We start from the raw sequence: 10,269 nt of genomic DNA, 5'->3' as shown, positions 1-10,269 counted from the left end.
CTATTAAAGATAGGTCAATTTGAGCCATCTTCGAAATTATGTAATGTTTGTGGTTTCCACAATGGTAAAATGACTTTGAAAGATAGATATTGGAGCTGTCCTGAGTGTAATACAGAACACGACCGGGATATCAATGCCGCCATCAATATCAAGAAGTTTGCACTTCAAAATCAAAATCTACTAAATATTTGACACCTTCGGAACGAGGGGGAGAGCCTGTGGACTTGTGAACATAAGTTCAAAGAATGAAGCAGGAAGCTCCATGCGTAAGCGTGGAGTAGTTCACTTCCTGTACATTATCTCACCGAAAGAACCTTAATACTGAATACAGAATTATAGCTTAACGAGGAGGTATAACAATACCCGCTTTAAAAGAAATGGATGCCCCGGTCAAGAAATGGTTGAATCCAACCTATCTGATACTTGGAAGTGGAAGTATCGGTTTTGCTGTTGCAAAGGAGCTTCGTGAGCTCGATAAAGACCTGATAATCGTTGACAGGGATACACAAAAAGTAGAAACACTGCGTGAAGAGGCATATGAGGCCTTTGCAGGTGATATTTCAGATCCGGATATATTCCAGCATGTAAATCCAAAGGACCTTTCCGGAATACTTGTTCTGAGTTCAGATAATGAGGCCAACAAAAAGGCACTTGAGAACATATCCAGTCTGGGATTGGATGATACGTACTGCGTTGCAAGGGCATCTGATGTCATAAGTATGCAGGAGATGGATGGACTCGGTGCAGATCTTGTTGTAATGCCTTCAAGACTTGTGGCAAGATCGGTCGCAAGGTCTCTCGGGCGTGCAGAATCCCTGCGCCGTGGAAACAAATTGTCCCAGTGGTTCAAAGGCATTTCCGGTAAAGACCTTGCTATTGTAGTTCATGATAATCCTGATCCGGATGCAATTGCCAGTGCTCTCGCACTGCAAAAGATCGCGGATTCATTTGATGTGAGATCATCTATCCTGTACCATGGTGAGATAGGCCATCAGGAGAACAAAGCATTCGTAAACCTCCTGGGTATTGACCTTAACAGGATGGAAGAACACGATATCTCTGAGTTCGATGACATTGCAATGGTGGATTGCGCTGTGCCTGGTGCTAATAACATTCTCTCTTCGGGTATGCACCTGGGTATCGTCCTTGACCACCACCCTCTGGGGGAGGTCGAGCTAGATGCTGATTTTGTAGATATTCGCCCGAACGTGGGAGCATCTGCCACAATACTTACCAAGTACCTTCAGGAGCTTAATATCGAAATTGAAAGTGAGCTTGCAACGGCGCTGCTTTATGGTATCCGGACCGATACACTGGACTTCAGGAGGAACACAGACTCTGCAGACCTCTCTGCAGCAGCATTCCTTTATCCTCTGGCTGACCATGAGATACTGGACCAGCTTGAAAGGCCATCCATGTCTCTTGAGACACTTGATATCCTTGGTGAAGCCATTATGAACAGGCAGGTGATAGGCAGTTACCTGCTGACCAATGTTGGTGTCGTTCGTGACCGTGATACACTTCCACAGGCAGCTGATTATCTGCTTAATCTTGAAGGTGTTTCAACATCCATCGTTTTCGGGGTTTCCGAAGACAGGATCTTCCTTTCGGGCAGAAGTAATGACATCAGGGTAAACCTTGGTGAAGTGCTCAGAAAGGCATTCGGGGAGGAAGCCGCAGGTGGACATTCAAATGCTGCAGGAGCCCAGATTCCGCTTGGAGTGTTCAGCGATATAAAGGACCGTCAAACCCTTCTGAGGCTTGTTAACGAAGCAGTTGTTAAGAAGTTCCTTAACGCGATAGGTGTTGACGAGACCGTAGAATAAGTCTTCTGATCACTAATAACAGACCATGTTCTCTAACTACCGGCAGTCTTTGATCAAAGGCCTTCAGGAAGAACTTGAAGCTGCCGGCTCTATTTTAATTGAAGATATTGCATCACAGATACGTGAGATCGGTTTCTCATGCCGGATGTGTGGAAGCTGTTGCAAAAGGTCCGGTGGGGACAACCGTGTTTTTCTTACATCTGCGGACAAGGAAATGCTTAAAAGTTGTTCGATATGTCCGGAAGATGCTGCTATTCCAATGCTTCCGGATGGCATGGATATGTATTCTTCCTCTTCTGTTCTTGAACATCTTCAGGAGTTCGAGATCGACTCGAACGGACGGCTGAACACGTTTGGCTGGATGCTTAAAAGAAAGGAGTGTGGGGATTGCTTCTTTATTGGAGAGGATGAAGGGGATTATGGGGATGAAGCGGGCGGAGGTGGCGGACAGAACCGCTGCAATATCTATACTGACAGGTCGATGCTTTGCAGGACCTATCCTTTTTATATCGACGATGGGGAGTTGAATGCCTCGGAGTGTGGGGGGTTGGGAGATGAGATCTCTTATGAGGATTCCATTCTGCTTGCGAGGGACCTGGTTGACAGGTATGTCACAGAAATAAAAGATACGATACTTCTCTATGAGAAATTTGAGGAGATACAAACCTCTCCTGATCCGTTCGATATTTTCAATAAGAACCTTGCAGTCGGGGATCTTGTATTTGTTATTCACGATAATAATGGGAGTTCCGTCTTTTCACTGAAATTATATAAGTGATCCTGTTCATCGATTGTTTTATTTATAAGATAGACCTTAATTGCAGTGATTACCATGGCCAATAGTAATGATCATCCAATGACGATCTCAGAGAAGATCTTCTCCAAAGCTTCAGGAAAAACGGTGAAAGCAGGAGAGTTTGTACTTGCGAACATTGATCGTGCAATGACCCACGATATCACAGGACCGCTTGCAGTAGAGGGTTTCTACGATATCATGCGTGACAAGGAAGAGAAAAAGGTGTGGGACCCAAGCAAGATCGTGATCGTTTTTGACCATCAGGTTCCTGCAGATTCCCTCTACGCATCTGCAAACCACATTATGCTCCGAAAATTTGCAAAGGAGCAGGACATACTGAACTATGACGTTTATGAAGGTGTCTGCCATCAGGTCATGCCTGAAATGGGACATGTAAAGCCCGGTGATCTTATCGTGGGTTCTGACTCACATACATGTGCGTATGGTTCCCTTGGTGCTTTCTCTACCGGTGTCGGATCAACCGATATGGCAGCAGTTTTCGCATCAGGAAAGCTCTGGTTCAAGGTTCCTGACACCATCAGGTTCGAAGTTAATGGAAAACTGCCAAAACATGTCTGTTCCAAGGATGTCATCCTGCATCTGATCGGTGATGTTGGTGCAGAGGGTGCCAGGTACATGGCAGCTGAATATGCAGGTTCCACTATCGAGGGCCTTTCTATCTCAGAACGTATGACCGTTTCCAACATGGCAATTGAAATGGGTGGTAAAGCAGGTATCATCGAACCGGACAAGACAACAGAGGCATACCTTCAGGAACGCATCCCTGATTACAAGCTGGACCCATACTGGAAATCCGATGATGAGGCAGAATATGCAGAGTTCCATGATTATGATGTATCTGACCTTGAGCCACAGGTCGCATGTCCTCACAATGTTGACAATGTGAAGCCGGTAACTGAAGTTGAAGGTACCAGGCTCGACCAGATCTTTGTTGGTTCCTGTACCAATGGTCGTTTTGAAGACCTCAAGATCGTAGCTGAGATGATGGGCGATGAGCCAGTTGCAAAAGGTGTACGTATGCTTATTATCCCTGCATCAAGGACCGAGTACATGAAGGTACTGCGTGCAGGATACGTGGAACAGTTCATGGAAGCCGGTGCGATCGTAGAGTCCCCATGCTGTGGACCATGCATGGGCGGGTCTTTTGGTCTGCTCGGCGATGGTGAGGTCGGTCTGGCCACCTCCAACCGTAACTTCAAGGGAAGAGAAGGCAGTCCGGAATCATTTGTATATCTCAGTTCACCTGCAACAGCTGCAGCATCTGCACTTACAGGTGAGATAACTGATCCAAGAAAGATCTGAGATACGTCTCTCAGTTCTCTTTTTTTTTTATGCAGTGACCAAAACAGATATATCTGAATATTGATTAGTGAGTCAAGGCGTTGGATTATAAACCAACAAAGATTCCGTCATATTTTGTAGGATTACAAGCCAACGTCACATTACTTCTGATCCTTCACATCATTATTTTTTTAAAAAAGAAAGCTGGTCCGTTATTTCTGGAACAGCTGTTTTATTATATCTCTTGCGCTGAGTATCCCTATCGGTCGGTAGGAAGCGCCTACTGTTTCTTCAGACATGACGATCAGGCGGTGTACTTTTTTGCTCACCATCAGGTCTGCAGCATCATGAACGGTAGAGGATGGGCTGATAGTTTCTACTGAATCGGACATAATGTCTTCAACGGAAGCGATCTCCCAGTTCTTGTCCTTCATCTTGCGTAGGATATCCACATCAGATATGACGCCAAAGGTCTCACCGTTGTCTTCGATTGCCACTATAGCAGAGACATTGTTATCTGCCATTGTTCTGGCTATCTCAACAGCATTTGATTCCATTGGTACCGTTACTACTCCCCTTGTCATAACATCTTTGACCTGCATGTTTTCTGCTATCAATTTCATTCCTCCTTATTATCTCCAGAATATTCAGTATTCAACGTTCGATACCTACAGCATATGTAACTGCTACAATATTTATTTTTGAAGAGCTAGCTATAAATAAGCATCGGGTAATTGAAATCCTTTTTAAAGGGATCTTAATGGGATGATGTGCAATAATCCGTTTTCTTCTCTTACACTGATCTTCACCCCGTATACTTCTTCGATGTTCTCTTCCGTAAGTACGTCGGCAGGTTCTCCTGCAGCAACAATCTTCCCTTTTTCCATTAATATCAATCTGTCAGAATATCTTGCGCTGATGTTCAGATCATGGATAGCCATTATCACTGAAATTCCCTTGTTTTGCACGAGTTCTTTTAATAGCTCCATCAAACTTAATTGATGCTTGATGTCCAGGTTGCTGGTAGGTTCATCAAGTAGAACAATATTTGATTCTTGTGCAATAGCCCTTGCTATTATTACTCTTTGTTGTTGGCCACCGCTAAGTTCATTATAGTCTTTTAATGCAAAATCAGAAATTCCCATTAGTTCCAGAGAATTAAGGGCTTTGTTAATGTCATTTTCACTAAATCTCCAGGAGGAATGAGGTCTTCTTCCCATAAGTACAGTATCAAGGACAGTTGTTGGGAACTTATTTTCTGGCGATTGTGGGACATAACTCATATGTTTTGCTATCTCGTTTCTACTCATTTTTTTTGTGTCTTTTTCCCCGATCTTAATGCTTCCTTCAGGTTCAAGTATTCTATTGATGCACTTTATTAAAGTGGATTTCCCAGCTCCGTTTGGACCAATGATACTAACTAGTTCTCCCGGTTTTAATTCAAGATTAACGTTTTCAAGTAAGGGTTCACTTGAGTAGTTGAACTGTAGTTCATTTATTATAAGTTTCATTTTTGACACACCCTGAGCCCATAAGGAGTCTTACCAGTAAGATTTTCTTCTTCTTAATATCAGATACAAAAATAATGGAACGCCCATATAGGATGTCATAATTCCTATTGGTAGGATTGTGGGTTCTGCAAGTGTTATCGCAAAGATATCTGCAACGCAGAGAAGTAAACCTCCCAAAAGTGCGGATGCCGGGAATACGAATCTGTTATCACCGCCAATTATCATTCGTGTCATGTGGGGGGCAACCAAACCTATGAATCCGATCGTTCCTGTAAAACACACTATACTTGCAGTAATAAGTGATGCAAGTATCATTAATATAAGTCGGGTATTTTTTACATTTATTCCAAGGCTCTTCGCAGTATCATCCCCTGCAGCTATAAGGTTCAAATCATTTGATTTCCATAATAATATGGGAAATGTTATCACAATAATGAGTGCAATTGCTATTATTTGATTCCATGTTGCATAGGAAAGACTGCCTATTAACCAGAATGTAACTTCCTTTGAAGCTTCGTCATCTGCAAAATATTGAAGCAATGCGGTGCTGGCTGAAAACAGATACATTAAGGCAATTCCTGCGAGAAGCATGGTTTCTGTGGTCGTACCTTGTTTGCTTGAAAGAAGTAGTATTACAATAGAACATATCAATGCACCAATGAATGCATTTCCAATTATTAGATATTCTCCACCTGCGAATCCGGCTCCAAGTACAATGGCGACTGCAGCACCAAATCCTGCACCTGATGATATTCCCAGTGTATAAGGGGAAGCAAGTGGATTACGAAGTATTCCCTGCATTACTGCACCAGATATCCCTAATCCTATACCTGCAAGTATTCCCATGCATATTCTGGGAAGTCTTATATAACAGACAACTCTTGCAGCGACATCTGATACCACAAAAGTATCCGGGAAAAAAACATTTAGTATGGTCAGATATACTTCTTTAACTGAAAGTCCTATTACTCCAATCGTTGATGATATGCCTATTATTGCAATGATGGATATAGATAAGGCTATTATGAAAAGGATCTTTCTTCCTATAAGATCATTGTAATCTTTTTTGATGCTATCGCTGCTGATTAATGATTTTGGTTTCATTTAAATGCTCATCTATGACGGTTTTAATTAAAAATAAATAGTGTGTGCTGATTTTAGAAGCAGCACACAATGTGGTCAATTTTTTTAGTCCCATCTTTCGAACACGCCGAAGTCTTCAAGCATCTGCGTGTACAGTCCATCCTCATTGTAGAATTCATTATATATGCTATTTCCTTCTGCTTCTACATCCAGATCTACAAAGAGGTCGGGGTACATTTGTTTAGCCATGCGGTTTGCATCAGCTATTGCGATTGCCGGGTCCATTCCATTGGAGGAACCTCTTATGTAGTACACACTTGAGTTTTGGACAGCGTTGATTCCCGCAAGTGCAGGGTCATTATTTACAGTGTCCTTTGTTAAGGTCTGGCCTATTGTGTAATATCTGATAAAAATCACATCAGGATTCCATAGGACTATCTGTTCTTTCGTAACAGTTGCAGAGCCCCATGAAGAAGGGAGGCCTTCGGCAAGGTTATTACCGCCTGCAATGTCAAGTGAGTAATATGTGGGAGCACATTTTATGATGTCGTTATTGCCTCCTGTTGCAATGTATGCATTCTTTACATTCTCTACAGGCAATGTTGATGAAATATCTGATATTGTTTCGATCTTGTCTTGTGAATATTCACTTAGGTGTTGAGCACGTTCCTCTTTTCCAAGGATCTGTCCGGCAAGTTGCCATACATTGTAGGCACCGTTAGTTTCGCCAAATTCAAGTCCGAATGTGGCACTAAGAGCTACAACAGGTATTCCGGTATTCCCCTCTAGAACTGCGGCGTTGCTTGATGCCGAATAGAATACCACGTCAGGTTCTACAGCGAGTATTGCTTCTGCATTAGGGCTGCTTCCTCCTCCGATCGCGGGCTGGTTTCGAATTTCTGGATATGCTTTTGTCACAATAAGACCATTGTCATCAATGATGTTCTGGTAAACACCAACAATTTTGTCTGCTGCATTTAATGAAGCTACTATCCTTACAGATGGTGTTGACGCAAGTGCAATCCTCTCTACTGGTCTGTAAAGTTTTACTTCTCTGTCATTATAATGGTCGTTGATTGTAAGTGGTTCACCGTTCCAGAACGAGTAGATGTAAGATGCATCTCCCACGTCATCAAGACTGTTCGTTTCATTACCAAGCATGTACTCACAAATGGCCGTTGACAGCTCTTCTTTTGTAAGGGTGGCATCTTTATTTGTGTCACATGGCAATTCATTGTCATAAGCTGCTACCGGAGATGTGAACAGTACAAAAGTTGTTGATATTACAAGAAGTGCTAACAAAACTTTCATTAGTATTTTATTTCTGAACATTTTCTCATCTCCTGATGCTCATTTTCTTCGTAATCATAAATCCAACTGCCATCATCGCACATCCAAGGAATGCAGTGAAACCGGGGGTTTTTGCGGGAAGTTCTTCCTGTGGCTCAACAGTTTCTTCTTCGACCAAATCACTTTCAATATTTGGTTCTTCAATAGTAGATTTTGTTTCGGTTTGCTCTAAATCTATTGATTTTTCACTGATCGATGTTATTGCAAATGGGGAAAAACCAGGTGTTTCTGCTACGAAATATACTCTGTTTTCATCTTCACCAGTAATTGTTGTTGGAAGTTCGGTCCATTTTGAAGTGTATCTCATCAATTTGATGCTTGAACTGTCGATACCATATTCATTGAGCCATTCTTTATCAACACAAAAAGCAATCTTAGTTTCAGATATTGTACTCTCAGATGCCCAGTCGTTACTTATCCATATGTTCATGTTCTTGTAAACAGTCCCATGGGGTGAGATTTCTACTAGTCCTGAAACATCTTTTAATACTTCGATAGTTGTACTGATGGTCCCGCCATTTTTTAAAGGCATGAATGAGATCTCAGTTATAGGGTTTGCTTCATCATTGAATGTATATTCTGCTTTGTTATTTATGCTGAGATATTGTTGTGCAACATTCTTTTTTGCAATATTCTCGTATTTTTCATTGCTGCTGAAACTTGGGCTGGTACTGGAACTAGTGCTCGAGGTCTTTTTTGCTTCTCGAATTATTGTTTTATCTCCAACCACTTTTTCCCATCTTTCAGTTCCTTCATCAAGTTCTGTGCTTTGGACAAGAAGGTCTACCCAATTTCCAGAAAAAGTGTGAGCTCCACTTTCTGAAGATGCGATTACCTTATAAGTTATGCTGGTAACGTTGATCGAACAAAATGATATCTTTCTGTTTTCTCTGTCCAGTTTAAATTCGCATGATGTTGAAATATCCTCTTTATTATCTGGAAATGTAAAACCTTCAGGAATCGTTTCGACGATACCAGCAACAAAAGGAATTTGGCTATCTATTTCCAAAACTACTGAAATTTCATTATTTGTTGGAATGTTGTCTGGAAGTGTTCTTGTGATACTGTTCACTTCTGTGTATTCAGCAGATGCCGGGGCAATTGTGGCTGCTATGAATAGAAGGAACAAAGATAGCATAATAAAGCCATTATGAATCATATTTTTGTTATTCATATCTTCACCTGAGATATTGTCAAATTTGGTATGTCGATGTTATTTTTCTAGATGGTATGTTGCTGCAGCTCACCGACAAACAGTTCATATATGAACTATTATATTAATGTTCGCTTTTGGATAACTTTAGTTATCTAAAAAGATAATGAATTGGTGAAGACTTTCAAATATGATTATCAGATCCCTATGATCGATATCAATAAAAAGAAAAACAGTAAGCAGGATATAGTGTGTAAAATACAGAAATTATTTGATATATTTGCCTAGTATTTCAACCATCTTTGATAGATGGTTATAGTAATCTTCCAGGTCTTTTAACTCCATTCCATGTTTTTCTGAGACTTTAGCTACGTTTTCAGTTATTTTTTCGATAAGCTCCTCATGGTATACCTCACCTTTTTGAGTAAGTGAGATCCATTGTTTCCTTCTATCATTTGGGTCGGTTTTTCTGACAACCATTCCTTCATTTTCAAGAGAATCGATAGTTGCAGTGACAGTACTTTTCCCGATTCCAAGCGTTTTTCCAATTTTTGAAGGATTGATCCTTTTTTTTTGATGAATTATCCTTATTGTTTTGTTAGGGATGGTATTGAATGACTTCTGCGAAGAGTTATCAGCTACATTGAGTATTTTTTTATCAAAAAAAAGGTCATGTTCAAGATGTTTTTCAAAGATTTTTTTAATTATCTCTTTGTCCATATTATTCACACACTATTCTCTACTCGATTGTAAGTATACTATCGGCCCTATAGATAACTCTTTTTTTTGGATGAAGGGCAACTATCTGTTTTTAATCAAATATTCATTGTTTCTGATTTTTATTAAGCTTTCATTGAAACACTTTTTAACGATGGAATGCTATAGCTAAGTAACCCGGACCATACAGTCCGTTTTAAAATGTTTATAATGGAGTTTTCCCAATGGCTGATGCAGATATGTCTGTTCTGAACGAAGTATTTGATGTGATAATGGATCGCAAGAACAATCCTGTGGAGGGATCATATGTTTGTTCTCTTCTTGAACACAGGAAAGGGATCAATAAGGTCCTTGAAAAAGTGGGTGAAGAGGCCGCAGAGACCATTCTTGCTGTCAAGGATAATGATAAAAAAGAGATCATCTATGAGACTTCTGACCTTTTGTTCCATCTTCTTGTCATGCTGGCGGCAACAGGTGTAAGCCTTGAGGATATCTCTGAAGAAATGAAAAGAAGAAGGCATTAAGGTCGTA

11 protein-coding genes are annotated in these 10,269 nt (G+C 41.0%); 5 read left to right on the top strand and 6 right to left on the bottom strand.

All coding sequences use genetic code 11. The features are described 5' to 3' along the window. The 4 genes from BMX02_RS11295 to BMX02_RS11280 all read left to right on the top strand — a co-directional run. On the top strand, positions 1 to 192 hold a 192-nt coding region (locus BMX02_RS11295; RefSeq protein WP_143052432.1), incomplete at its 5' end, for a zinc ribbon domain-containing protein. Positions 193 to 377: 185 nt separating this feature from the next. Beyond that, positions 378 to 1,826: a DHH family phosphoesterase gene (locus BMX02_RS11290; protein WP_091690855.1), complete on the top strand. Its 1,449-nt coding sequence runs from the start codon at positions 378 to 380 to the stop codon at positions 1,824 to 1,826. 25 nt (positions 1,827 to 1,851) lie between these two features. Further along, the gene (locus BMX02_RS11285; RefSeq protein ID WP_091690854.1) at positions 1,852 to 2,604 is read left to right on the top strand and encodes a YkgJ family cysteine cluster protein; all 753 of its coding nucleotides are present in this window, start codon (positions 1,852 to 1,854) and stop codon (positions 2,602 to 2,604) included. A 54-nt stretch (positions 2,605 to 2,658) separates the two neighbouring features. Further along, complete coding sequence (locus BMX02_RS11280; protein WP_177165273.1) at positions 2,659 to 3,945, top strand: 3-isopropylmalate dehydratase large subunit; 1,287 nt, start codon at positions 2,659 to 2,661, stop codon at positions 3,943 to 3,945. A gap of 191 nt (positions 3,946 to 4,136) precedes the next feature. On the opposite strand, the gene BMX02_RS11275 is transcribed toward BMX02_RS11280, so the two are convergent. The 6 genes from BMX02_RS11275 to BMX02_RS11250 all read right to left on the bottom strand — a co-directional run bounded on the left by BMX02_RS11275 (position 4,137) and on the right by BMX02_RS11250 (position 9,741). Then, positions 4,137 to 4,547: a CBS domain-containing protein gene (locus BMX02_RS11275; protein ID WP_091690853.1), complete on the bottom strand. Its 411-nt coding sequence runs from the start codon at positions 4,545 to 4,547 to the stop codon at positions 4,137 to 4,139. Positions 4,548 to 4,670: 123 nt separating this feature from the next. Further along, positions 4,671 to 5,435: an ABC transporter ATP-binding protein gene (locus BMX02_RS11270; RefSeq protein ID WP_091690851.1), complete on the bottom strand. Its 765-nt coding sequence runs from the start codon at positions 5,433 to 5,435 to the stop codon at positions 4,671 to 4,673. A 30-nt stretch (positions 5,436 to 5,465) separates the two neighbouring features. After that, positions 5,466 to 6,539 carry a FecCD family ABC transporter permease gene (locus BMX02_RS11265; protein ID WP_091690850.1) on the bottom strand — a complete coding sequence of 358 codons (1,074 nt, stop codon included), beginning with the start codon at positions 6,537 to 6,539 and terminating at the stop codon, positions 5,466 to 5,468. Between the two features lie 84 nt (positions 6,540 to 6,623). After that, entirely contained in the window at positions 6,624 to 7,850 is a 1,227-nt protein-coding gene (locus BMX02_RS11260) for an ABC transporter substrate-binding protein (RefSeq protein WP_091690848.1), read from the bottom strand. A gap of 4 nt (positions 7,851 to 7,854) precedes the next feature. Further along, positions 7,855 to 9,042: a PGF-pre-PGF domain-containing protein gene (locus tag BMX02_RS11255; RefSeq protein WP_091690847.1), complete on the bottom strand. Its 1,188-nt coding sequence runs from the start codon at positions 9,040 to 9,042 to the stop codon at positions 7,855 to 7,857. A gap of 246 nt (positions 9,043 to 9,288) precedes the next feature. Beyond that, complete coding sequence (locus BMX02_RS11250; protein ID WP_091690845.1) at positions 9,289 to 9,741, bottom strand: MarR family winged helix-turn-helix transcriptional regulator; 453 nt, start codon at positions 9,739 to 9,741, stop codon at positions 9,289 to 9,291. A 221-nt stretch (positions 9,742 to 9,962) separates the two neighbouring features. Between BMX02_RS11250 and hisE the strand changes: the two genes are divergently transcribed. Further along, entirely contained in the window at positions 9,963 to 10,262 is a 300-nt protein-coding gene (gene hisE / locus BMX02_RS11245; RefSeq protein WP_091690844.1) for a phosphoribosyl-ATP diphosphatase, read from the top strand. Positions 10,263 to 10,269 lie beyond the last annotated feature (7 nt).

Source organism: Methanococcoides vulcani, from assembly GCF_900111645.1.
Lineage (GTDB): Archaea > Halobacteriota > Methanosarcinia > Methanosarcinales > Methanosarcinaceae > Methanococcoides > Methanococcoides vulcani.
Note: the sequence above shows the minus strand (reverse complement) of the source record. Positions and strands in the feature narration are given on the sequence as shown.

Excerpts from the sequence above, each read along its gene's own strand:
- BMX02_RS11250 (WP_091690845.1), bottom strand. The coding sequence starts at position 9,741 with ATGGACAAAGAGATAATTAAAAAAATCTTTGAAAAACATCTTGAACAT.
- BMX02_RS11255 (WP_091690847.1), bottom strand. The coding sequence starts at position 9,042 with ATGAATAACAAAAATATGATTCATAATGGCTTTATTATGCTATCTTTG.
- BMX02_RS11260 (WP_091690848.1), bottom strand. The coding sequence starts at position 7,850 with ATGTTCAGAAATAAAATACTAATGAAAGTTTTGTTAGCACTTCTTGTA.
- BMX02_RS11265 (WP_091690850.1), bottom strand. The coding sequence starts at position 6,539 with ATGAAACCAAAATCATTAATCAGCAGCGATAGCATCAAAAAAGATTAC.
- BMX02_RS11290 (WP_091690855.1), top strand. The coding sequence starts at position 378 with ATGGATGCCCCGGTCAAGAAATGGTTGAATCCAACCTATCTGATACTT.
- hisE (WP_091690844.1), top strand. The coding sequence starts at position 9,963 with ATGGCTGATGCAGATATGTCTGTTCTGAACGAAGTATTTGATGTGATA.
- BMX02_RS11275 (WP_091690853.1), bottom strand. The coding sequence starts at position 4,547 with ATGAAATTGATAGCAGAAAACATGCAGGTCAAAGATGTTATGACAAGG.
- BMX02_RS11285 (WP_091690854.1), top strand. The coding sequence starts at position 1,852 with ATGTTCTCTAACTACCGGCAGTCTTTGATCAAAGGCCTTCAGGAAGAA.
- BMX02_RS11280 (WP_177165273.1), top strand. The coding sequence starts at position 2,659 with ATGGCCAATAGTAATGATCATCCAATGACGATCTCAGAGAAGATCTTC.
- BMX02_RS11270 (WP_091690851.1), bottom strand. The coding sequence starts at position 5,435 with ATGAAACTTATAATAAATGAACTACAGTTCAACTACTCAAGTGAACCC.